Genomic DNA, 22218 nt, shown 5'->3' with positions numbered 1-22218 from the left:
TTCAACGCTCGTTCTTTTGCGCCGGGTTGGCTGAGGTAAGCGCATATTTCAGCGGGCGGGGGTGGTATCCGGGGAAGACTGCGCGTCTCCAGTGCTTTTCGACGCGCGCGGATTTGGTGATGTTTCTCTCGCTTCACTCGCCCTGGGCGAGTTCCGTCTTTCGGAAATTAATGCGCATTACGGATTTTCCGTTCATAGTGCATTCAAGGAGTCGGGGAAGTTTGGAAGGAGACGAGGGATGTGCCGAATTTTTGCCGGTCAGGACCCGGAGCGCTTCCGCATGGTAACCCGGCGGGTCCGCCTCAGCGGTCATTCGACGAGCGTCTGTCTGGAAGCGGCCTTCTGGGACGCGCTGGAGGAAATCGCGGCGATGCAAGGCGTCTCACTGGGTCGCTTCTTGTCAAAGTTGCACGACGAAGTCTTGGCCCGCGGGGTGGAGCGGCGCAATTTTGCCGGCCTGCTGCGCTGCGCCTGCCTGACCTACGCCCAGGAGGTGAAGGGCCACCGCCCTTGCGTGGAAGAACTGGAGCGAGAGGCGCGCACCGATTTCGCCGCGGTGGCCGCCGCCGTCCTCCCGGTGGGAATTGCGGCCTCTTTTCCCGCCCCGGAAAAAGAACGCGAGACGGCCTGAGCGCAAAAGAGTGCCCCCCTCCTCCATCCGGAAGAGAGGGGCTGTAGTCCGCGAAGCGTCCCGAATAATGGGACAGAACAGCGATCAGATCGCGTTCCTGGCCATTTGGCCGGCGATGTAGTCGGCTTGCCGCAGCGCCAGCGCGACGATGGTCAGGGTGGGGTTTTCGGCCCCGCCGGTGGTGAACTGCGAGCCGTCGGAGACAAACAGGTTCGCCACGTCGTGGGTCTGGCCCCACTTGTTCACCACGCCGTCGCTTGCCTTCCCGCTCATCCGGTTGGTGCCCAGATTGTGGGTGGACGGGTAGGGCGGCGTCGGGAAGCTGCGGGTCGCCCCCACCGACTCATACAGCGCCATGCCCTGCCGGTAGGCGTGCTGGCGCATGGCGACGTCGTTGGGGTGGTCGTCGAAATGGACGTTGGGGACGGGCATCCCGTACTTGTCCTTCTTGTCGGCGTGCAGGGTGATGCGGTTGCTTTCCTGCGGCATGTCCTCGCCGACCAGCCACATGCCGGCCATATGGTCGTAGCCGTCGAGCGCCGAGGTGAACTCCCGCCCCCAGGCGCCGGGGTCAAGGAAGGCGGCCATGAAGGGCAGACCGAGCGACAGCGTCTCGATCTCGTAGCCGCCGACGAAGCCGCGGTCGGGCTTGTTCTTCGCCTCGTCGCGGATGACGCCGGCCATGGTGGTGCCGCGGTACATGCGCACCGGCTTCTCGAACACGCCGTAGACCGAGCCGGTCATGTGCCGCATGTAGTTCCGCCCCACCTGGCCGGAGGAGTTGGCGAGACCGTCCGGGAACATTGAGGACGCGGAGTTCAGCAGCAGGCGGGGGCTTTCGATGGAGTTGCCGGCCACCGCGACGATGCGGGCCTTCTGGCGCTGGATCGCCCCGTCCTTGTCGGCGTAGACGACGCCGGTCACCTTGCCCTTCGCGTCATGCTCGATCTTCAGCACCTGGGCGTTGGCGCGGACCTCCAGCTTGCCGGTCTCCTCGCCCTTGGGGATTTCGGCGATCAGGGTGGACCATTTCGCCCCGGACTTGCAGCCCTGGAAGCAGAAGCCGATCTGCTGGCAGGACCCGCGCCCGTCGCGGGGCTCCGAGTTGATGGCCATGTTGCCGGTGTGGCACTCCTTGTAGCCCATCTTGTCGGCGCCGGCCTTCAGGACCTTGAAGTTGTTGTTGCCGGGCAGGCCGGGGATGCCGTTGGTGCGGGTGACGCCCATGCGGTCCTCCGCCTTGGCGTACCAGGGCTCCAACTCCTCCAGGGTGATCGGCCAGTCCAGCAGGTTGGCGCCGGCGACTTCGCCGTAGGCGGTGCGCGTCTTGAACTCGTGCGGCTGGAAGCGCAGCGCAGCGCCCGCCCAGTGCACGGTGGAGCCGCCGACCGCCTTGACGATCCAGGCGGGCAGGCCGGGGAAGTCGCGCGACACCCGCCAGCTTCCCGAGGTGGTGCGCGGGTCGAGCCAGGAGATCTGGGCGAAGCTGGCCCATTCGTCGTTCTGGAAATCCTCCATGTTGTGGCGGCCGCCGGCTTCCAGGATCACCGTCCTGATGCCCTTCAGCGCCAGTTGGGTGCCCAGCGTGCCGCCGCCGGCCCCGGAGCCCACGATCACCACAACGCTGTCGTCGTTCAGGTCGAATTTCGCTTCCATGGCTGAAACATCCTTCCTGAGACGGTGGTCAGAGCCACTCGATGTCGTTGAATCCGCGGTCGATGTAGCCGCCCTTGGCCGCGCTCTCGCCCTCGTAGCCGAAGAGCGGCCAGACCTCCTGGTTGTTGTAGATCCCGGTGACCAGCCCACCGCGCACCGTCTGGAAGAAGGGATCGGCCTCGATCTCGTGCAGCAGCCGGACCCGGTCGGCCTCCCAGCCGACCTCCGCGTACGGCGCGTCGTGCTTGGCCTTGGCCAGCCGGTCGAGCTTCGCCATGCCGGACTCGTACAGCTCCTTGAGGGCGGCGTCGGCGGCCGCCTTCTCGTCCTGCGCCTTCATGGCGACGGCGTAGAAACGGTCGGCCAGCCGGTCGTGCGGGTAGATGTCCCGCGACACCCGGATCAGCGAGCGCATGGTGTCGGGCGCCAGCGCCTTGGTCTCATACCCCCAGGCCTCGCGCGGGCAGAGGATCGCTCCGCCCGACACCAGGATGGCCGTCGCTGCCGCGGCGGTGGCCGAGGCCGCCAGGAAGGCGCGCCGGTGCATGCTGAAGTTCGGGGTGGTTTTTGCTGTTGTGCTCGTCGGAGAACGCATGGCTTCCTCCCAAGACCGATTATGATTTTTGCTTCGAGGGGGCCGCGCTTTTGTCAGCGGTAGCGGCCGTGGCGCTGGAGGACCTCGATCTTGTAGCCGTCGGGGTCCTGGACGAAAAAGAAGCGGGCCATCAGCGCGCCGTCCCGCGCGAACTCCTTGATCGGGTTGGGGCTGTAGCCGAGCGCGGTGAAGCGCCGGTGCTCCCCGTCCAGATCCTCGACGCAGACGGCCAAATGGCCGTAGCCGTCGCCGTGGGCGTAAGGTTCGGTGCGGCCGTGGTTGATGGTCAGCTCGATCTCGAAGTCGTTTTCGGCGTTGCGCAGATAGACCAGGGTGAAGCCGTCGAAGGCGTAGCGGTCGGCGCATTCCAGGCCGAACGCGCGCGCGTAGAAGTCCCGCGACCGCTCCTCGTCGAGAACCCGGATCATCATGTGGATGGCCTTGGCCATGGGGGCTGGCTCCGTTCCGGTTGGTGGCTCCAGCGTGAATGTTAGTGACACTGATTGTTGGTGTGGCAGTAAGTATCTACTACAGGCCCGACGCGAAGGGGGTAGCCCGGTCGGCGGTCGCTCATCCCTGCTTTCGGGACGGCGTTCCGGCCGCGATGGCGTATTCTCGGGTCCTGGAAAAAGGAGCTTCCCATGCGACACAGGACGGGCCGACCCCTCGCCGCGGCGGGTTTCGCCACGCTCGTGCTTATGGCCGCACCGGTGGCCCAGGCCGCGTCGCCAACATCGGAGGGGCGGGCGGAATGGCGTGGCTGGCTGTCCGACAGCGCGGGCGGGCTGCGCGACGGGGCGGAGCGCGCGATCATCCTCGGCGGCGCCCTGCTGTACCAGAACCGGCATACGGTGGCGGGGCTGACGCTCGGCTGTCTGGCCGGCGGGGCGGTGGGGGCGACGGGCGCCGTCGCGGCGGGTGCGGCGACCGGCGGGGCCGCCCTGCCGGTGACCGGACCGGCCGTGGCGCTGGGCTGTGCCCTGGGCGCCGCGGCCGGTGGCGCGATGGGCCGCCCGCTCGATCAGCCAATGGAGTAGCCGCCACCACCCTGCGTGGGGAACCATCGTCGGCACCTTCAGTTTGCCTACGAATGGTGAGTGGTGCCGACCCTCACCCATCGCAGCACGGAGGACGGCGCATGGCGCGGCAGATCCCTCTCGATTCCGCGGGGCGTGCCGACGATCCGGAGCGGGACCGGGCGCGCGACGACGGCATGCACGAGATCGCCCCCGATCTGGCCTACCGGCGGCTCGCCATCGTCAACGTCGTCTTCGTCGGCGCGCCGGGGGGCGGCGACCGGCCCAGTGACAGGCAGTGGGTGCTGATCGACGCCGGTATCATGGGCATGGCGGGCCTCATCGCCAGGGCGGCGGAGGAGCGGTTCGGGCCAGACTCGCGACCTGCGGCCATCGTGATGACCCACGGGCATTTCGACCATGTCGGCGCCCTTGAGGAGTTGGCCGAGCGCTGGGACGCGCCGGTCTACGCGCACGCCTTGGAGCATCCCTATCTCGACGGCAGCGCGTCCTATCCGCCGCCCGATCCATCGGTCGGCGGCGGCCTGATGTCCCTGATGGCGCCGCTCTATCCCCGCGGGCCGGTGAATGTGGGCGGCCGGCTGCGCCGCCTTCCGGAGGACGGCAGCGTGCCGGGCATGCCGGGGTGGCGCTGGCTGGCGACACCGGGGCACAGCCCCGGGCACGTCTCCTTCTGGCGCGCGGCGGACCGCAGCCTCATCGCGGGCGACGCCTTCATCACGACGCGCCAGGAATCCGCCTACGCCGTGGCCGTCCAGTACCCGGAGATGCACGGACCACCCATGTATTATACGATGGATTGGCAAAAGGCGCGGGAGTCGGTGGTTCTGTTGGCGGGGTTGGAGCCCGAGCTTGTGGTCACCGGCCACGGTCCCGCCATGCGTGGCAGCAGCATGCGGGCGGCGCTCCATGAGCTTGCCCGCGATTTCGACCGGATCGCCGTGCCGGACCACGGGACCTACGTCGACGTGCCCGCCCGCGCCGAGGACGGCAGCGGCTACCGGCCGCCCTGATCCGTCGGTCCGCTCATCCTTTCCAGAAGGGCTTGTCCATCTCCTCGCGCGCCGCCGCCTCGTCGAAGCCGAGGTCGGCCCAGAGATGCGCGTCCATGCGGGCCAGGGCGCGGCGCAGCGCCCGCCGCTCCCGCCAGCCGGTCAGGCGGGCGAGCCAGGAGCCGGCGGCGGGGCTAGAGGTCGTTCCGCTGTGCCGCTTGTCGTGCGTTCCGCTCATGCTCGTCATGCGGCCCTCCCGCCGGTCGGTCATTCCTCGAAGCCGGAAAATCGCGCGTCGGTGCGTGGACGACAAACCATGCTTTCTCATAAGATGGATGAGCGAAAGTCATCCATGGAGCATCCGATGCGGCGTGCCCTGCCGCCCCTTCACGCCCTGCGCGCCTTCGAGGCGGCGGCCCGCCACGAGAGCTTCTCCAAGGCGGCGGACGAGCTGTGCGTGACGCAGGGCGCGGTCAGCCGGCAGATCATGGGGCTGGAGGAGTGGCTGGGCGTGCCGCTGTTCCGGCGGCTGACCCGCCGGGTCGAACTGACCGACGACGGTCGCGCCCTGCTGCCGGTGCTGTCGGAGTCCTTCGACCGCATTGCCGGCACAGCGGCGCGGCTGGCGGCGCGGGGGCGGGATTTGCGGATCAAGGTGGCCTTCTCCTTCGGCATCCGCTGGCTGATGCCGCGGCTGGTCCGCTTCCAGGCGCTCCACCCCGACGTGCAGGTGCGGGTGACCGTGGCCTGGAGCAGCGGGCTGGAGTTCGACCCGCAGGAATTCGACGCCGCCATCCCCTATTGCCGGGAGGTGCCGTCGGGCTTCTCCGCCGTGGAGGTGCTGCCGGAACGCCTGACCGTCGTCTGCCCGCCGGCCTTGGCGGAGCGGTTGCGGGTGCCGATGGACCTCGGCGCCATCCCGCTGCTGCACGGCTGTTCGGAGGGGCAGGACTGGCGGGCCTGGCTGGCCGCGGCGGGGCTGCCCTTCTTCGAGGCGCTGCGGCAGGGCGCGGTGTTCGACGCCATGGACCCGGCGATGCAGGCCGCCGCCGCCGGGATGGGCGCCACCGTCGCCGACCGCATGCTGTGCGCCGAGGATGTGGCGGCGGGGCGGCTCGTCCTGCCCTTCCCGGAGATCGAGGCGTCGTCCGGCAGCTACTGGTTCGTCTGCCCGGAAGGGATGCAGGACCGCCCGGCCGTCGCCGCCTTCCGCGGCTGGCTGCAGGAGGAGGCGCGCGGCGAGACGGCGCAACAAAGCGCTGCGGCGGTTGTTTCCCCGGTTTGAGCCGAAATCCTGACCGGGGGAGCGCCGCCATGGGAGCGCAGGGGGAGCCGCAACGGGAGCCGCGCAGGGAACTCGACGAGGATACCATCGCCTTCGCCGGGAAGCTGTTCCACTGGGCGCGGTCGGGCGGCACCGCCGAGCTGACCGAGTTGCTGGAGATGGGCCTGCCGCCCAACCTGCGCAACGACAAGGGCGACAGCCTGCTGATGCTGGCCAGCTACCACGGTCACGCCGAGTTGGCCCGCAACCTGATGCGCCACGGCGCCGATCCGGAGTTGGCGAACGACCGTGGGCAGACGCCGCTGGCCGCCGCCGCCTTCAAGGGGGACGAGGCGGTGCTGCGGGTTTTGCTGGAGGAGGGCGCCGCCGTGGACGGCTGCGGGCCGGACGGGCGGACGGCACTGATGACCGCCGCCATGTTCGACCGCGTCGCGATGGTGGAGTTCCTGCTGGCCCGCGGCGCCGACCCGAACGCGCGGGACGCCCGCGGCCTGACCGCCCGCGAGGCGGCCCTCGCCATGGGCGCCGCCAACGCCGCCGCCCGGCTGGCGCCGGGCGGACAGACCGTTTAACGGGGCGGGCCCATTTCCATCAGCTTGCGGCGCCCCTCGGGCGACAATTGGCCGAGCACCTCGATCACGCGGCTGTCCATTCGGCCACGCAGTTCGGCCTCCGTCGCGTGGGCCTGTTCGAAGGCGCGCCGCAGCCCTTCCGGATCGAAGGTGGGGGCTTTCATGCTCTCGCGAATCTGGTGGCGCAAGGCCTCCATGTTCTGATGCATGCGTTCGATCGATGTGCGTTCCGCCTCGTACCCGCGCCGCAGGATCGCCGCGTCGGCGGGGGACAGCGAGCGCTCGGCCCGTTCGACGAAGCGCGCGATTCCCTGGCCGGGATCGGGCGGCGGCGGTGGGGGCATGAGGTGCAGCGCCTGCGCGGCCAGGATGCCGCCCAGGAGCATGTTCACGGCGAGCGAGCCGACCAGAAGGTACCAGGGCCAACGGCGCGGGGCGGCGGGACCGCTGACGGGACGGCTCATCGGATCGCCCCCAGATAGCTGCTGTTCACCACCACCTCCGCGTAACCGTTCGCCTGGGCACTCTGCACCGGCAAGACCCCCTGGGCGGCGGCAAGGAAACCCGCCATCCCCATCACCGCGAGGAATCCGGCGGTCGGCCAGAAGCGCATGGGCGGCGCCGACAGGGTCCAGGGGGCGGGGACACGCTCCACCGGCGGCGCGTCCAGCCGCGCGGCGATGCCGTCCATCACCCGGTGCACGCTGTCCTCGTCCACCGCTGGGGCGGCGCGGTCGAGCAGGGCGTCCAGCGCCGTGGCGTCGGCCAGGATGGCCCGCGCCTCGGCGGAATTTTCGAGAAGGGTCAGGGCATCGACGCCGTCCGTCGCGGGCCAGCGGTCGATGTCGCCGCCGTAGAGGTCGGCGAAGCGCTTGAACTCTTTGAGTGTCATTTCTCGTCGCCGTCCTTCTGACGGATCAGGGAGTTGAGACGGGTGCGGACCATACGCCGCGCCCGGACCAGTAGGCTTTCCATGGCCGAGACCGAAACGTGCAGAACCTCCGATGCTTCCGCGCAGCTCATCTCCTGGTAGTAGCACAGGCTGAGCGCCGCCCGCTGCCGATCCGGCAAGGCGGCGATCGCCGCGTCGACCGCGGCACCGAGCTGGCGTTCCGCCAGCAGCCCGTCGGCGCCGGTGGCCGGGTCGGCCACCTCCACCGCGTCGTCGAGCGGCTGGAAACTCCTGCGGCGGCGGTAGTCGATCGAGCGGTTGACGACGATGCGGTAAAGCCACGTGGAGAAGCGGGTCCCGTCGCCGCGCCAGCGGTCGGCGTGCGTCCAGATCTGCAGGAAGGCGTCCTGCACGACCTCCTCCGCGTCGCTCGCGTTGCCGACCACCCGGTGGGCGAGCGCGAGGCTCCGGCGCAGGTGACGGCGGGTCAGCCGGTCGAAGGCCGCCCGGTTCCCCGCGGCCGTTTCGGCCATCAGCGATTCGTCGTCATCCTCGTCGATCACCGCCACGCGGCCATCCTCTGCTCCTTCCCGGGCCCTGGCCTGAATCCGGGGCCGTCCGGCCGGCTCCAGGAACCCTGCTGGTGGTGATACGCGGGCGCTTGGGACCTCCTGCGCGGTCCGGAGCGAAAATTTGCGGCCGGTCGATCCCGGAGGCGTCAAGGCATTCGTACCCGCGACCGCGTGGGCGCGCTACACTGCGCGTCCCGAAGCACCGTCCCCCAATCCCGTCCCCCTAAATCCCGTCAGTGGGCCAAACACACGGACCGTCATGAGCGCCAGCCGCGATTCATCCCCCGCCACGCTCCAGGAGACGCTGGCGCAGGCCGTCGTCCATCACCAGAACGGACGGCTGGCGGAGGCGCGGCCCCTCTACGAGCGGGTGCTGCGCCAGATGCCGGACCAGAGCGACGCGCTGCATCTGCTGGGCCTGCTGACGGCGCAGACCGGCGATCCGGAGTCGGGGATTGCGCTGATCCGCAAGGCGGTGGCGCAGGATGGCGCCCAGCCGGTCTTCCGCCTCAACCTGGGCCGCGTGCTGGAGGCGGTGGGGCGCTGGGCGGATGCCGCGGATGCTTATGGCCACGCCGCCCGCCTCGCTCCGCTGATTCCCGACCATCACCGGCTGGAGGCCGCCGCCCACGCCAAGCTGGGCCGGGGGGAGGGCGCGGCGCGGGCCTTCCGTCGTCTGCTGGCGGTGGCGCCGGAGGATGGGGAGGCCGTGAACGCGCTGGCCGACGCGCTGTACGATCTGGGGCGGCCCGGCCCGGCGGCGGACTGGTACGGGCGGGCGTCGGCGCTCGCACCCGGAGACGTGCTGCCCGCCTACAACCAGGGTGCCGCGCTGCGCGACGCCGGGCGCCCGCGCGACGCGCTCGCCGCCTTCCGCCGCGCCGCCGTCCTGGCGCCGCTGCTGGTCCAGGCGCAGGAGCAGGTGACCGGCCTGTGCCACGCGCTGGGCGATAGGGCGGGCGTGGCGGAGGCGGGGCGGCGGCTGATGGCGCTGGAGCCGGGCCACGGCGAAGGTGCGAAGATCCTGGGCGCGGCTCTGGCCGCGGCGGAGCCCTGGCGCGAGGGGGCGGCATGGCTGGAGCGGGCGGCGGTGCTGGCCCCGGCGCCCGACGCCCTGCTGGTGCTCGGCAATCTGTGGCAGGAGCGGGGGCATCCCGCGGCGTCGCCGCGTTGCTATCGGCGCGCCCTGGCGCTGGTCCCGGACTCCGCGACCGCGCTGACTGGGCTTGGCATGGCGCTGTCGGCCTTGGGTCAGGTGGACGGAGCCGCGACCGCCGCCCGCCGCGCCGTCCGCGCCGACCCGGAGGAGGCGGGCCACGCCCTCAACGCCGGGGCCGTCCAGCACCGGGCCAAGCGCCCCGAGGAGGCGCGGGCGTGGTTCCGGCGCGCGCTGGTCCTGCAGCCCGACGGCGCCGCCGGCTGGACCAACCTCGGCACCCACGCCATCGACGCGGGCGCCTTCGACGAGGCGCTGACCCTGCTGCGGCGGGCGCTGGCCCTGCGCGCGGCGGAGCGGGAGGCGCTGGCCAGTTCCAACCTGGGCGTCGCGCTGATGGCGCTGGGGCGCCATGGCGAGGCGGTGGCCGCCCTGCGCGCCGCGCTGGACCGCGCGCCGCTGGATGCGGAGGTCCGCTCCAACCTGCTGTTCTGCCTGTGCTTCGCCGAGGAGGCGGACCTCGGTGCGGTGTTCGAGGAGCACCGGCGGTTCGAACGCGCCGTGACGCCGGTGCCGCCCGCCGCTCCGCGCTTCGACGCGGTGAACCGCGATCCGGAGCGCCGTCTGCGCGTCGGTTACCTGTCGCCGGATTTCCAGCGCTACCCGGGGCCGGGCTATCACTTCCTGCTGCCGCTGATCGAGCGCCACGACCGGGCGGCGGTGGAGGTGACCTGCTATTACGCCGACCTGCCGAAGGACGCCGCGACCGTCCGCTTCGCGGCGCTGGCCGACCGCTGGTGCCCCGTCGCGGCCCTGCCGGACGGCGAGCTGGAGCGGCTGATCCGGGCGGACGGCATTGACGTGCTGGTGGACTGCGGCGGGCACATGTCGCGCAACCGCATGCCGCTGTTCATCCGCCGCCCGGCGCCGGTCCAGGTCAGCCTGCCGCTCTACCCGAACACGACGGGGCTGACGGCGATGGACTACCAGTTCTCCGACCACCGCTTCGCCGCGGCGAGCGCGGACGCCCTGCACACCGAGAAGCTGATCCGCCTGCCGGGAAGCGTGCTGTGCTACCGCCCCGCGGAGTCCGCCGTCGCGCCGTCCGTCCGCCCGCCGGTGGAGACGGCGGGGGTGTTCACCTTCGGTTCCTTCAACAACCTGACGAAGCTGAACGCTTCGACGCTGGCGCTGTGGGGGCGGGTGCTGGCGGCGGTGCCGGAGGCGCGGCTGATGCTGAAATGGCGCGGGCTGTCCGGCGGTGGGGTGGCGCGGCGGGTGCTGGACGCCTTCGCCGCCCATGGGGTGGCGGAATCGCGGCTGCTGCTGCGCGGCACCGCCCCGGACCCCTACGAGGATTATCGGCTGCTCGATTGCGCGCTGGACCCTGTCTTCGCCAACGGCGGCACGACGACCTGCGATGCGCTGTGGATGGGGGTTCCCGTGCTGTCCATTGCGGGGGAGGCGATGATCTCCCGCTGGGGCGCCACGATGCTCGGCAGCGTCGGGCTGGGCGGGCTGGTGGTGGAGCGCGAGGACGACTACGTGGCGCTCGCCGTCCGGCTGGCCACGGACCGCGCCTTCCTGGAGGCGCAGCGCGCGGGCCTGCGCGAGCGCATGGCGCGCTCCCCCCTGATGGACGAGGCGGGGTACGTCCGGGCGGTCGAGGCCGGCTACCGTCTGGCGTGGCGGCGCTGGTGCGCCGGCCTGCCGCCCGCCCGCATCGACATGAGCGTGGCATGACAGACCCTGCCTTCGACCTTTCGTCCGCCCGGCGCATCCTGGTGGTGAAGCTGGACGAGGCGGGCGACTTCGTGCTCGCCACACCCTTCCTGCGCGGTCTGCGGGCCTCGGCGCCGCGGGCGCGCATCGTGCTGGCGGTGCGCCCCGCCGTGGCCGACCTTGCCGTGACCTGCCCGCATGTCGACGCGGTGGTGGCGCCGCATCCGAAGCCGGGGGGCGGCATCGATCTGCGCGGCGTCACGCCGGGCGGTGCCGCGGCCTTCGCGGAGGCGTTCCGCGCCGGCTTCGACCTGACGCTGGTCCCCCGCTACGATTTCGACCGCCACGGCGCCACGGCGCTCGCCGCGAACAGCCGCGCCCGTGCCGTTGTGGGCTTTTCGGAGACGGTCACGCCCTGGAAGGCGTCGGGCAACGCCGGCTTCGACCGCGCCTACACCCACCGGCTGACGCCCCCGCCGGGCTGCCACGAGGCGGAGCAGAACCTCGCTTTGCTGCGCTTCGCCGGCGGTGCGCCGGACGATGCTGGGGTGGAGGTGCATCTGACCGCGGAGGACCGTGCGGAGGCCGCCCGCCTGCTGGCCGATGCGGCGGGGGAGCGGATCGTCACCGTGGCGCCGGGGGCCGCCGCTTCGCGCCGCGAATACCCGCCGGAGCGGCTGGCGGCGGTGGTCGCCGTGGCGGCGGTCGCGCTCGGCGCGCGGGTGGCGGTTCTCGGCACGGAGCTGGAGCGGGCGGCGGCGGAGCGGATCGCCGCGGCCCTGCCGGGGCGGGTGACCGACCTCACCGGGCGACCGGCCTGCGGCTGGCGGCGGCGGTGATCGAGCGGACGGCGGGGCTGATCGCCATGGATTCCGGTCCGGCCCATCTCGGGGCTGCCGTCGGCGTGCCGGTCGCCGTCTTCTCCTGCCATCCGGAGGGCGGGGACCCCAACCACTTCCACGCGCCGGAGCGCTTCCGCCCCTGGTGCGCGCGGGCGCTGGTGCTGCGGCCCGCGGCGGCGCTTGCGCCCTGTCCGGCGGCAAGCTGCACGGCGGTGGAGGCGCATTGCATCGCCTCGATCCCGCCGGAGCTGGCGGCGGCGCGCATCCTCGCCCTGTTCGGCGAGAGTGGTGGTGCGTTGCCCTGAGCCGCCCGCCCATCGGTCCCTGTGGCCGATGGGCAACCTTTGACGGCGCCGCCCCGGCAAAGCCCTTTCGGAGTGCCGCTTTCCGGCCTGTGGCAGCGCTGCATCACCCCCCGATATTTCGCGATACGGAAGCCACGCCCCTGGCACGAACGCCCTCGGAAACCGTATCTTATATGCATTGCAACATCAGCCGGTCCGTGAGGGATCATGAAGTCGTTCTTGTCCTCGCTTCAGCGGGATTGGGCGTCCTGGAGCCCGGTCGAGCGTTTCGTCGCCGTCGGCTTCGTCACGGCGGCTCCGGTCGCGTCGCTGGCTTTCCTCCTCACCCTCTGACCGGCCTTATTCCGGCGCCGTCCTTTCGACGCCCGAAGGCGCGCACGCTTCCCTTGGCCCCGTCCTGCATCCGGTGCGATACAGGAGGAGAGAAGGAACGGACGAACCGTTCCGGCAGGAGAGGGTTGACGAATCATGGGCGATAAGGTTGCCATCATCACCGCGGGCGGCAGCGGCATGGGCGCCGCGGCGGCGCGGCGCCTCGCAGCGGACGGATTCAAGATCGCGGTGCTGTCCTCCTCCGGCAAGGGCGAGGCTCTGGCCGAGGAGCTGGGCGGGATCGGCGTGACCGGCTCGAACCAGTCCGCCGAGGATCTGGAGCGTCTGGTGAGCCGGACGATGGAGCGCTGGGGGCGCATCGACGCGCTGGTGAACAGCGCCGGCCACGGCCCGCGAAAAGGCCTGCTGGAGCTGACCGACGAGGACTGGCACAAGGGGATCGAGGTCTATTTCCTGAACGTCGTCCGGGCGGTCCGGCTGGTGACCCCGGTCATGGTCGCGCAGAAGGGCGGGACGATCATCAACATCTCGACCGCTTGGGCCTTCGAGCCGAGCCCGATGTTCCCGACCTCCGCCGTCGCGCGGGCCGGGCTGGCCTCCTTCACCAAGCTGTTCGCCGACCAGTACGCCGCCGACAATGTGCGGATGAACAACGTGCTGCCCGGCTGGATCGACAGCCTGCCGGCGACCGAGGAGCGGCGCCAGGGCGTGCCGATGGCCCGCTACGGCAAGAGCGAGGAGATTGCGGCGACCGTCGCCTTCCTCGCCTCCGACGGGGCCGGCTACATCACCGGGCAGAGTATCCGGGTGGACGGCGGCCTCATGCGGTCGGTCTGAAGGTCCTTATAAAAAAATCGGTGCGGGTGGCGCCCCTTTCGGAACGCCGCCCGCACCGCGAGGTGAAGCGAGGGGGATCGCCTCAGCTCTTGTTGCCGACGATGGCCTGATACTGCTTCCAGACCTCAGGGTAGCGCCGGACATAGTCCTGGTTGACCTTGTTGGCGATCTCGCGGAACTTCGCCTGCTCCGCCTCGGGCGCCACGGCCAGACGCCCGCCCTGGGCGATCATCTGGTCCATGGTCTTCTTGTCGGCGTCGATGGCGCGCTGCCACTGCTTGGCGATGATCTCGTTGGTGGTCGTCTCCACCACCTGACGCAGGTCGTCGGGCAGGCCCTTCATCCACTTGTCGTCGACCAGGACCGAGTAGGTGAGCAGGCTCATGCCCGGCACCAGCGAGGCGACCTTGGCGGCGTTGGTGCCGACCATCTCCCAGCCGCCGGCGGAGGTGTAGATGCCGTCGATGGCCCCCTGCATCAGCGCCGCCGCCATTTCGGAGGCGGGCATCGACACCGGGCTGGCCCCGAAGTCGCGCATCAGAAGCTGCAGGACGCGCCCGCCGGTCAGGCGGATCTTGCTGCCCTTCAGGTCGCCGACGGAGTCGACCTCCTTGTCCTTGAAGAGGAAGATCAGGTCGGCGGTGCGCATCAGCCCCATGACGCGGATGCCCTTGTCGGAGACCAGCCCGGACAGCAGCTTGGAGACCTCCTGCGCGGTTTCCGGCTTGGACATCGCCGCGTCGGTGACGGCGAAGGGCAGATTCACCACGCCGTACTGCGGAGCGATGCTCTCCAACTGCACGCTGACCGGCCAGACCATGTGCACGGCGCCCGACCCGAGGGCGGCGACGGCGTCCTTGTCCTTGTAGAGCGTGCCGGAGTGGAAAACCTTCGGCTTGATGCGGCCCTGCGAGCGCTCCTCGATCAGGGCCGCATACTCGTCCATCATCTTGGCGGTCCAATGGGACGTCGCGATCTCGTCCGTCATCACCATCTCGACCGGCGCCGCCTGCGCGCGGGCCTGCCCCGGCGTCCCGGCGGCCAGCCCGGCCACGGTCATTCCGACCAGCAGCGTCTTCGCCCAGAATGGCCTGAAGAGTGACGGATTGAACATTGGCTTCCCTCCCATTGCTGCATTCGGACGCTTTTGGCCCGCTTGTCCGAACGATCATAGGGGAAAACAGTGGGGAGTGCCAACATTATTGTACGGACAACTCTGCGCGATGGGCCTATGACCACCGCCATCAAGTTTTGCGGCGCGACCAGAACAGGACGGCCGCCGCCCCGGCCAGCGGGAAGGCCATCATCAGGGCGAAGGTCTCGCCGTAGCTGCCGACCGTGTTGAACAGGGTGGCGAACAGCGCCGGCCCGACGACCACGCCGGAGAAGGTGAACATCAGCGCGCCGCCCGTCGCCGTGCTGGCCGTGCCCTTCGGGGCGACCCGCGCCACCTCCGCCAGGAACACGCCGTTCCAGCCGATGGCGGCGATGCCGAACACCGTCAGCACGCCGATCACCGCGGGCACCGGCCAGCTCGGCCCCAGGCCGGCGGTGGCCAATGCGGCGCTGGCGGACAGCACGCCGATCCCGCCCAGCACCGCCACGCCGGAGCGCAGCCGGTCGGCCAGCAGCCCCCAGCCGATTCGCGCGGCCGCCCCCGCCGCCTGCATCACCGACACGGCCAGCCCGGCGGACACGATGGACCAGTGTAGGTCGTGCACCAGCATGTTCACCGTGAAGGCCATCAGCGACAGCTGGATCGCCGAGAAAAAGAAGCCCATCAGGGCGAAGCCGCGCAGCGCCGGCACCCGCCAGACCAGCCGCGGCCCCTCCATCAGGTTGCCGCGGATCGGCAGGCCGGGGCTGCGGTCGTCGTCCCACACCCGGCGGCCCGGCGCGAAGAGGACCAGCAGCAGCGCGAACATGCCGGCCACCGCCAGCGCCGCCCCGCGCCAGCCGGCGATCTCGCCGATTCCCGGCAGGGTCAGCCCGGCCAGCACGCCGGCCAGCGGCACGCCGGTCTGCTTCAGCGAGAAGACCAGATTGCGCCGGGCCGGCGGGGTGAAGCGGTTCAGCAGGTGGGAGGAGGACGGGTTGACCAGCCCGTAGCCGATGCCGAGGAGCACCGACGCCAGCGCCGCGACCCACAGGGAGCCGGTGGCGATGCCGAGGCAGCCCACCAACCCAAGCGCCAGCGCCAGGACGCCGACCGTCCCGGCGCCCCAGCGGCGGACCACCAGACCGGCGAAGGCCGACACCAGGGCGGCGGCGCTGTAGATGACGCTGATCTGGTAGCCGACCGCCTCCGACCCCACGCCCAGCGAGGCGGCGGCCAGCGGGGCGACCGTCGCCAGGGTCAGGACCGACAGGGTGGCGACGGTCTGGACGCTGGTCACCTCCGCCAGCAGCAGGGGAAAGGGGGCGGGCGGGGTTTCTTGCGTGGTCATGGGAGTCCGGACAAGTGACGGTGGCGCGGGGCGCATGAACGGGCAATCCCTGGCTACAGCATTCCGGCGCGGCGGGCCAATGCCAGGATTCGATGGGACCCCAGCACCAGGGGCCGCTCGACCAGCCTGCCGTCCAGCACGCAGACCCCGCCGCCCGCCGCCTCGAAGGCGGCCAGGACCCGCCCGGCGCGGAGGACCGCCTCCGGCGACGGGGTGTAGGCGTCGTGGATGGCGGTGATCTGCTTGGGATGGATGGCCGAGCGCGCGGTGAAGCCGTGCAGGACGCTGCGCGCCAGCTCCTGGCGGTAGCCCTCCTCGTCGTCCAGCGCGATCCACGGCATGTCCAGCGCGTCCAGCCCGAAGCGGGCGGCGGCGTGCACGATCCGGGTGCGGGCCTGGACCAGCGGCTCCCAGGACAGCGGCACGCGCAGCTCCGCCGACAGGTCGCCCCCGCCGAACATCAGGAAGGACAGGCGGGGGGAGGCCGCGGCGATCGCCATGACGTTCTCCAGCCCGTCGGCGCTCTCGATCAGCGCGCCGAGCGCACCGGGCAGATTGCGCTCGTCGAGAAGCCCGGCGGCCAGCCGGACGTCCTCGGCCCCGTCCACCTTCGGCAGCAGGATGCCCGCCCAGCGCGGCGCGGCGCCGTCCGGAAGGTCGGTCAAAGCGAGGATGTCGAGCAGGCCGGTGCGGCTGCGCACCGAATTGGTTCGAACGAAAACCGCCGGCCCGCCCGCGCCGGTGTGCTCCAGCAGGAAGGCGCAGACGGCGGCGCGGGCGCTGTCCTTGTCGCCGGGGGCCACCGCGTCCTCCAGATCGATGATGACGGCGTCGGCGCCGGCCCCCAGAGCCTTGGCGAAACGGTCGGGACGGGCGCCGGGAACGAACAGGTAGGAGCGGCGGACCGGCGAACCCGGCGCCGTTGCTGCGTTCTGCGGATTGTTGGGCATGAAAACGCTTTCCAAGGGTGAGGGGGCGTGTTATTTGTACGTACAACATGCTATCACACGCGCTGAACATGTCACCTTGAAATGATCGGCGCCCCGCAATCATCCCTCCGATCCGCAGACAAGAGACGCCCGCCCATGCCCGATGTTCAGGAACCGCGGACCATCGTCGCCGACCTTGGCCGCTACCTTGAGGATTTCACCGTCGGCGATGTCTACGAGCACCGCCCCGGCCGGACCATCACCGAAGCGGACAACATCCAGTTCAGCCTGCTGACGATGAACCGCCACCCCATGCACTGCGACCACGCCTTCGCCGAGAAGTCGGAGTTCGGCAAGCCGTTGGTCAACAGCGGCCTGACGCTGGCCATGGTGCTGGGCATGACGGTGGACGACGTCTCCTACAAGTCGGTCGCCAACCTCGGCTGGAAGGAGATCAAGCTGGTCGCCCCGGTCTTCCCCGGCGACACGATCTACGCGCGCTCCAAGGTGCTGGACGTGCGCGAATCCAAAAAGCGCCCGACCCAGGGCATCGTGACCACCTACACCGAGGGCTACAAGGCCGACGGCACGGTCTTCCTGACCTTCGAGCGGGCCAGCCTCGTCCCCAAGCGGGGCCACGGCATCGGCGACTGATCCGGGGCGATTGATCCGGGGCGACTGATCCGGACAACCCGGAGCGACCCGATGGCCCGAGAAGAACAAGAGGGAGGAACCATGCCCGCCACCGATCCGACCACCAACTCGATCGCCGCCACGCTGGCGGCCTTCGTCGCCGACACCCCCGACGACGCCATCCCGGCGGAGGTCCGCACCCGCGCGCCGCACCATATGCTGGACGCCGTGGGCATCGCGCTGGCCTCGACGCGCTACGACTTCGCCCACAAGACGCTGACCGCCCTGCGCGGGCTGGCGGGGGAGGGGCCGGTGCCGGTGATCGGCATGCCCGCCTCGCTGCCCGCCCGCGACGCCGCGACGGTCAACGGGCTGCTCTGCCACGGTCTCGACTACGACGACACCCACATCGGCGGCGTCATCCACCCGACCGCCAGCGTGATGCCCGCCGTTTTGTCGGCGGCGGCGATGACCGGGGCGGACGGCCGTTCCGTGGTCAGCGCCTATGTGCTGGGCGTCGAGGTGGCGGCCCGGCTCGGCGCGGTGGCGCGGGGCGGCTTCCATCAGGTGGGCTTCCACCCGACGGGCATGATCGGCGTGTTCGGCTGCGCGCTGGCCGCCGGCCGGCTGCTCGGCCTGACCCGCGCGCAGCTGGCCGCCGCCCAGGGCATCGCCCTGTCGATGGCGAGCGGCAGCCTGGAGTTCCTGGAGGACGGCGCCTGGAACAAGCGCCTGCATCCCGGCTGGGCGGCGGCGGCGGGCATCACCGCGGCGGCGCTGGCCCGCGAGGGCTTCACCGGCGTCACCCGTCCCTACGAGGGCCGCTTCGGCCTGTTCAACGCCTATCTCGGCAAGGAGGCCGGGCGCGCCGAGCTGGGCATCGCCACCGCCGGCCTCGGCGAGACGTGGGAGCTGATGGCGACGGCGATCAAGCCCTATCCGGCCTGCCACTTCACCCACGCCTGCGTCGACGCCGCCCTCGAGTTGCGCCGCGACGGCCTCGACCTCGCGCGCATCCGCCGCATCGAGGCGCTGGTGCCAGAGCAGGTGGTCAAGACCGTCTGCGAGCCGGAGGCCAACAAGAAGCGGCCCTCCAACTCCTACGACGCGCAGTTCAGCGTGCCCTTCCTGGCCGCCGCCGCCCTGGTGCGCGGGCGCCTGACCCTGGCGGAGCTGGAGAACGACGCGCTGGGCGACGCGGCGATCCTCGACATCGCGTCGAAGGTGTCCTACCGCCACGACCCCGACTCGCCCTTCCCGAAGGCCTATTCGGGCGAGCTGGTCATCACGCTCGACGACGGGCGGGAGCTGCGCCACCGCGAGCACATCAACCGCGGCGCCGCCGACCGCCCGCTCTCCAACGCCGAGATCGTGGACAAGTACCGCGGCAACGCCGCCATGGCCGTGAACGAGACCGCCGCGGCGCGCATCGCCGACGCCGTCCTCGGCCTCGACGCCAGCCCGCGCGCGGCGGACTCGCTGTCCGTGCTGTCGCCGTCCGTCCGCTGACCATCCAATCCGGGAAACACGCCATGAGCGAGACCACCACCAGCATGACCGACGCGGAACGCGACGAGCAGGACCGTCTGATCCTCGACAGCGTGGACCGCTTCCTCGACCGCCACGTCCGGCCGGTCGCCCTGAAGCTGGAGCATGACGACACCTACCCCGACGAGATCGTCGAGCGGATGAAGGAGCTGGGCCTCTTCGGGGCGACGATCCCCGAGGAGTATGGCGGGCTGGGCCTGCGCCCCTCGACCTACGCCAAGATGATCGAGCGCATCTCGTCGGTGTGGATGTCGCTGTCCGGCATCATCAACTCGCACCTCATCATGGCCTTCATCGTCACCAAGACGGGGACGGAGGAGCAGAAGGCCGCCTTCCTGCCGCGCTTCGCCACCGGCGAGCTGCGCGGCGGCCTCGCTCTGACGGAGCCGGACTGCGGCACCGACCTGCAGGCCATCCGCACGGTGGCCAAGCGCGACGGCGACGATTACGTCATCAACGGCTCGAAGACCTGGATCACCAACGGCATCCAGGGAAGCTGCTTCGCCCTTCTGGTCAAGACCGACCCGACGGCGCAGCCCCGCCACAAGGGCATGACGATGTTCCTGGCCGAGAAAGGGCCGGGCTTCAAGGTCAGCCGCAAGCTGGAGAAGCTGGGCTACAAGGGCATCGATTCCGCCGAGCTGGTCTTCGAGGACTACCGCGTCCCGGCCGACCGGCTGATCGGCGGGGTCGAGGGCCGCGGCATGGCCTGCGCCATCTCCGGCCTGGAACTGGGCCGCGTCAACGTGGCGTCCCGCGGCGTCGGCGTCGCCCAGGCGGCGCTGGACGAGTCCGTCAAGTACAGCCAGCAGCGCAAGACCTTCGGCAAGCCGATCCACGAGCATCAGGCTGTGGCGATGAAGCTGGCCGACATGGCGACCCGCGTCTCCGCGGCGCGGCTGCTCGTGCAGCAGGCGGCCAAGGCGCTCGACCGCGGCGAGCGCTGCGACTACGAGGCCGGCATGGCCAAGCTCTTCGCCTCCGAAGCGGCGGTGGAGAATTCCCTGGACGCCATGCGCATCCACGGCGGCTACGGCTATTCCAAGGAGTTCGTGGTGGAGCGGCTCTACCGCGACGCCCCCCTGCTGTGCATCGGCGAGGGCACCAACGAGATCCAGCGCATCATCATCGCCAAGCGGCTGATCGAGCAGAATCCGGTGTGAGGACAAAAGCCCTCCCCTGCGAAAGCGGGGGAGGGTTGGGTGGGGGCCCGCTGCAACCACTCCCCACACACCCCGCACACCCCCATCAGGGAGACACCGCGTGCTACCCCTCGAAGGCGTCACCGTCATCGCCGTGGAGCAATACGGCGCCGGCCCGTTCGGCACCATGCTGCTGGCCGACCTCGGGGCCGAAGTCATCAAGGTCGAGAATCCCGCCGAGGGCGGCGAGGTCGGCCGGCATGTCGGCCCCCATTTCTTCGGCCCCGGCAACAGCCACTTCTACCAGTCCTTCAACCGCAACAAGCGCAGCATCACCCTCAACCTGAAGCACCCCGAGGGCATGGCGGTGCTGCACGAGCTGGTGCGCCACGCCGACGCCGTGCTGGACAACCTGCGCGGCGACCTGCCGGACAAGCTCGGCCTGACCTACGAGCATCTGAAGGCGGTCAACCCGAAGATCGTCTGCGCCCACCTGTCCGCCTACGGGCGCACGGGGCCGCGCCGGGCCTGGCCGGGCTACGACTATCTGATGCAGGCGGAGGCCGGCTACCTGTCGGTCACCGGCGAGCCCGACGGTCCGCCCGCCCGCTTCGGCATGTCGGTGGTCGACATGATGACCGGTCTGATGACCGCCTTCGGCCTCGTCTCCGGCGTGGTCGGGGCGCGGGCCAGCGGCAAGGGCTCGGACGTGGACGTCAGCCTGTTCGACACGGCGCTGCACAACATGACCTACCTCGCCACCTGGTACCTCAACGGCGGCCACAACCAGGGGCGGGAGCCGCGTTCCGCGCATCCCTCGCTGACCCCGTCGCAGCTCTACCGCACGCGCGACGGCTGGCTGTTCGTCATGTGCAACAAGGAGAAGTTCTGGCCGGTCTTCTGCGACAAGATCGGCAAGCCGGAATGGGGGGACGACCCGCGCTTCCGCAGCTTCAAGGACCGGCTCGCCAACCGCGAACTGCTCACCGTCCTGCTGGACGAGGTGCTCGGCCAGCGCGACACGGCGGAGTGGGTGGAGATCCTCGGCGGCGCGGTTCCCGCCGCCCCGGTCCTCGACATCGCGCAATCGCTGGAGAACCCTTTCGTCCGCGACAGCGACCGGGTCGCCGACTTTTCCTATCCGGACGGGTCCCACGGCGTGCGGATGCTGACCGGGCCGGTGCGCATTGGCGGCGAGACGCTTCCCACCCGCCCCGCCCCGGCGCTGGGCGCCGACACCGAGGACGTTCTGGGCCGCATCGGCATCGGGCCGGAGCGGATCGCCGCGCTGCGTGAGCAGGGGGCGCTGTGAAGGCCGCCGTTCGCCCGGCCTCCGTCCGCCCGTCCGCCGCGGAGGGGCCGCGCTTCCAGGAGATCCTGGACGCGTTGCGCGCCGACATCTCGGACGGGCGGGTCGGGGTTGGCGAACGGCTGCCGACCGAGCAGGAGCTGTGCCTGCGCTTCTCCGCCAGCCGCTACACGGTGCGGGAGGCGCTGCGCCGGCTCCAGGATCTCGGCCTGATCGCGCGCCGCCAGGGCTCGGGCTCGGTGGTGACCGCCGCCCGCCCCGACGGGCGCTTCCACAACACGCTGTCCAGCCTCGCGGAGATCGGGCAGTACGCCTCCTCCACCCGGCTGGAGGTGCTGGCGGTGGAGAAGATCCTGGTGGAGGGACGGACGGCGGAGCTTCTGCGCTCCCAGCCGGACACGCCCTGGGTCCGGGTGGTAGCGCTGCGCCGCCAGCCGGGGGAGCGGACGCCGCTCTGCTACACCGAGGTGTTCCTCCCCGCCGCCTTCGACGACGTGGCCCAGGCCATCGGCACCTTTCCGGTCGCCGTCTACGCGGTGCTGGAAAGCCGCTACGGCCTGCGCATCGAGGAGGTCGTGCAGTCCATCGAGGCCACCTCGGCGGACGCCAATCTCGCGTCCCGCCTGTCGGTGGAGGTCGGCACCCCGATCCTGGTGGTGATCCGCCATTATCTGGACGCCGAAGGAAACGCGCTGGAGGTGGCGGTCAGCAGCCACGCGGCCGGACGATACCGCTACGAAATGACGCTGCAACGATCCGGGTAAGGGGCCATCAAGGCCCTGC

The 22218-nt window shown here is 70.6% G+C and carries 25 protein-coding genes; 15 read left to right on the top strand and 10 right to left on the bottom strand.

Translation table 11 applies throughout. From position 1 onward, the window contains the following. Window positions 1-91: 91 nt before the first annotated feature. Window positions 92-631, top strand: a complete 540-nt coding sequence (locus ABAZ39_RS33795; RefSeq protein WP_308217026.1) for a ribbon-helix-helix domain-containing protein — start codon at window positions 92-94, stop codon at window positions 629-631. Between the two features lie 84 nt (window positions 632-715). Here the strand turns inward: ABAZ39_RS33795 and ABAZ39_RS31390 are convergent, their stop codons facing one another. From ABAZ39_RS31390 to ABAZ39_RS31380, 3 genes are read right to left on the bottom strand one after another with little or no spacing between them, the layout of a single operon-like run. Then, window positions 716-2287 (bottom strand): GMC family oxidoreductase, encoded by a 1572-nt coding sequence (locus tag ABAZ39_RS31390; protein WP_040138233.1) that lies wholly within the window; start codon window positions 2285-2287, stop codon window positions 716-718. Between the two features lie 28 nt (window positions 2288-2315). Further along, entirely contained in the window at window positions 2316-2882 is a 567-nt protein-coding gene (locus ABAZ39_RS31385) for a Twin-arginine translocation pathway signal (RefSeq protein WP_308217025.1), read from the bottom strand. 53 nt (window positions 2883-2935) lie between these two features. After that, window positions 2936-3331, bottom strand: a complete 396-nt coding sequence (locus tag ABAZ39_RS31380; RefSeq protein ID WP_040138231.1) for a VOC family protein — start codon at window positions 3329-3331, stop codon at window positions 2936-2938. Between the two features lie 192 nt (window positions 3332-3523). On the opposite strand from ABAZ39_RS31380, the gene ABAZ39_RS31375 reads away from it, so the two are divergent. Both ABAZ39_RS31375 and ABAZ39_RS31370 read left to right on the top strand, forming a co-directional pair. Then, window positions 3524-3919 (top strand): hypothetical protein, encoded by a 396-nt coding sequence (locus ABAZ39_RS31375; RefSeq protein ID WP_040138230.1) that lies wholly within the window; start codon window positions 3524-3526, stop codon window positions 3917-3919. A 101-nt stretch (window positions 3920-4020) separates the two neighbouring features. After that, a complete protein-coding gene (locus tag ABAZ39_RS31370) occupies window positions 4021-4932 on the top strand; it encodes an MBL fold metallo-hydrolase (protein ID WP_040138229.1) in 912 nt (303 codons plus the stop codon). 13 nt (window positions 4933-4945) lie between these two features. Here the strand turns inward: ABAZ39_RS31370 and ABAZ39_RS31365 are convergent, their stop codons facing one another. After that, the gene (locus tag ABAZ39_RS31365; RefSeq protein ID WP_081863495.1) at window positions 4946-5158 is read right to left on the bottom strand and encodes a YjiS-like domain-containing protein; all 213 of its coding nucleotides are present in this window, start codon (window positions 5156-5158) and stop codon (window positions 4946-4948) included. A 117-nt stretch (window positions 5159-5275) separates the two neighbouring features. Between ABAZ39_RS31365 and gcvA the strand changes: the two genes are divergently transcribed. Then, entirely contained in the window at window positions 5276-6196 is a 921-nt protein-coding gene (gene gcvA / locus ABAZ39_RS31360; protein WP_081863494.1) for a transcriptional regulator GcvA, read from the top strand. 29 nt (window positions 6197-6225) lie between these two features. Continuing rightward, entirely contained in the window at window positions 6226-6768 is a 543-nt protein-coding gene (locus ABAZ39_RS31355) for an ankyrin repeat domain-containing protein (protein WP_040138227.1), read from the top strand. On the opposite strand, the gene ABAZ39_RS31350 is transcribed toward ABAZ39_RS31355, so the two are convergent. Genes ABAZ39_RS31350 through ABAZ39_RS31340 form a run of 3 tightly spaced genes read right to left on the bottom strand, consistent with a single transcriptional unit; the run spans window position 6765 to window position 8229 of the window. Next, entirely contained in the window at window positions 6765-7232 is a 468-nt protein-coding gene (locus tag ABAZ39_RS31350; RefSeq protein ID WP_040138226.1) for a periplasmic heavy metal sensor, read from the bottom strand. The two genes, ABAZ39_RS31355 and ABAZ39_RS31350, sit on opposite strands and share 4 nt — an antisense overlap. Further along, complete coding sequence (locus ABAZ39_RS33600; protein ID WP_051658788.1) at window positions 7229-7660, bottom strand: hypothetical protein; 432 nt, start codon at window positions 7658-7660, stop codon at window positions 7229-7231. Before ABAZ39_RS33600 ends, ABAZ39_RS31350 begins: the two co-directional genes overlap by 4 nt. Next, on the bottom strand, window positions 7657-8229 hold the full coding sequence (locus tag ABAZ39_RS31340; RefSeq protein ID WP_040138225.1) for an RNA polymerase sigma factor: 573 nt from the start codon (window positions 8227-8229) through the stop codon (window positions 7657-7659). Before ABAZ39_RS31340 ends, ABAZ39_RS33600 begins: the two co-directional genes overlap by 4 nt. Window positions 8230-8491: 262 nt before the next feature. Between ABAZ39_RS31340 and ABAZ39_RS33595 the strand changes: the two genes are divergently transcribed. From ABAZ39_RS33595 to ABAZ39_RS31325, 5 genes are all read left to right on the top strand, one after another. Then, window positions 8492-11131 carry a tetratricopeptide repeat protein gene (locus ABAZ39_RS33595; RefSeq protein WP_051658787.1) on the top strand — a complete coding sequence of 880 codons (2640 nt, stop codon included), beginning with the start codon at window positions 8492-8494 and terminating at the stop codon, window positions 11129-11131. Further along, on the top strand, window positions 11128-11949 hold the full coding sequence (locus ABAZ39_RS31330) for a glycosyltransferase family 9 protein (RefSeq protein WP_160174885.1): 822 nt from the start codon (window positions 11128-11130) through the stop codon (window positions 11947-11949). Before ABAZ39_RS33595 ends, ABAZ39_RS31330 begins: the two co-directional genes overlap by 4 nt. After that, window positions 11946-12257, top strand: a complete 312-nt coding sequence (locus tag ABAZ39_RS37290; protein WP_160174884.1) for a glycosyltransferase family 9 protein — start codon at window positions 11946-11948, stop codon at window positions 12255-12257. Before ABAZ39_RS31330 ends, ABAZ39_RS37290 begins: the two co-directional genes overlap by 4 nt. A 207-nt stretch (window positions 12258-12464) precedes the next feature. Next, on the top strand, window positions 12465-12590 hold the full coding sequence (locus ABAZ39_RS37440) for a hypothetical protein (RefSeq protein WP_257722163.1): 126 nt from the start codon (window positions 12465-12467) through the stop codon (window positions 12588-12590). A gap of 135 nt (window positions 12591-12725) precedes the next feature. Continuing rightward, a complete protein-coding gene (locus ABAZ39_RS31325) occupies window positions 12726-13427 on the top strand; it encodes an SDR family oxidoreductase (protein WP_040138224.1) in 702 nt (233 codons plus the stop codon). Between the two features lie 82 nt (window positions 13428-13509). On the opposite strand, the gene dctP is transcribed toward ABAZ39_RS31325, so the two are convergent. The 3 genes from dctP to ABAZ39_RS31310 form a co-directional block, all read right to left on the bottom strand. Beyond that, the gene (dctP, locus tag ABAZ39_RS31320; protein WP_051658786.1) at window positions 13510-14541 is read right to left on the bottom strand and encodes a TRAP transporter substrate-binding protein DctP; all 1032 of its coding nucleotides are present in this window, start codon (window positions 14539-14541) and stop codon (window positions 13510-13512) included. A gap of 130 nt (window positions 14542-14671) precedes the next feature. Continuing rightward, window positions 14672-15874 (bottom strand): MFS transporter, encoded by a 1203-nt coding sequence (locus ABAZ39_RS31315; RefSeq protein ID WP_051658785.1) that lies wholly within the window; start codon window positions 15872-15874, stop codon window positions 14672-14674. Window positions 15875-15927: 53 nt separating this feature from the next. Beyond that, window positions 15928-16824 carry an HpcH/HpaI aldolase/citrate lyase family protein gene (locus ABAZ39_RS31310; RefSeq protein ID WP_051658784.1) on the bottom strand — a complete coding sequence of 299 codons (897 nt, stop codon included), beginning with the start codon at window positions 16822-16824 and terminating at the stop codon, window positions 15928-15930. A 135-nt stretch (window positions 16825-16959) separates the two neighbouring features. Here ABAZ39_RS31310 and ABAZ39_RS31305 point away from each other — a divergent pair, with 135 nt between their 5' ends. The 5 genes from ABAZ39_RS31305 (at window position 16960) to ABAZ39_RS31285 (ending at window position 22199) form a co-directional block, all read left to right on the top strand. Further along, a complete protein-coding gene (locus ABAZ39_RS31305) occupies window positions 16960-17457 on the top strand; it encodes a MaoC family dehydratase (RefSeq protein WP_014200021.1) in 498 nt (165 codons plus the stop codon). 81 nt (window positions 17458-17538) lie between these two features. Beyond that, window positions 17539-18945 carry an MmgE/PrpD family protein gene (locus ABAZ39_RS31300; protein WP_040138223.1) on the top strand — a complete coding sequence of 469 codons (1407 nt, stop codon included), beginning with the start codon at window positions 17539-17541 and terminating at the stop codon, window positions 18943-18945. Between the two features lie 23 nt (window positions 18946-18968). Beyond that, window positions 18969-20147: an acyl-CoA dehydrogenase family protein gene (locus ABAZ39_RS31295; protein WP_014200019.1), complete on the top strand. Its 1179-nt coding sequence runs from the start codon at window positions 18969-18971 to the stop codon at window positions 20145-20147. Window positions 20148-20247: 100 nt separating this feature from the next. Next, complete coding sequence (locus ABAZ39_RS31290) at window positions 20248-21438, top strand: CaiB/BaiF CoA transferase family protein (protein ID WP_040138222.1); 1191 nt, start codon at window positions 20248-20250, stop codon at window positions 21436-21438. Continuing rightward, window positions 21435-22199 carry a GntR family transcriptional regulator gene (locus tag ABAZ39_RS31285; protein ID WP_014200018.1) on the top strand — a complete coding sequence of 255 codons (765 nt, stop codon included), beginning with the start codon at window positions 21435-21437 and terminating at the stop codon, window positions 22197-22199. The genes ABAZ39_RS31290 and ABAZ39_RS31285 overlap by 4 nt, the downstream gene beginning before the upstream one ends. The last annotated feature ends 19 nt before the right edge of the window (window positions 22200-22218 follow it).

Source organism: Azospirillum argentinense (assembly GCF_000632475.1).
Lineage (GTDB): Bacteria > Pseudomonadota > Alphaproteobacteria > Azospirillales > Azospirillaceae > Azospirillum > Azospirillum baldaniorum.
Note: the sequence above shows the minus strand (reverse complement) of the source record. Positions and strands in the feature narration are given on the sequence as shown.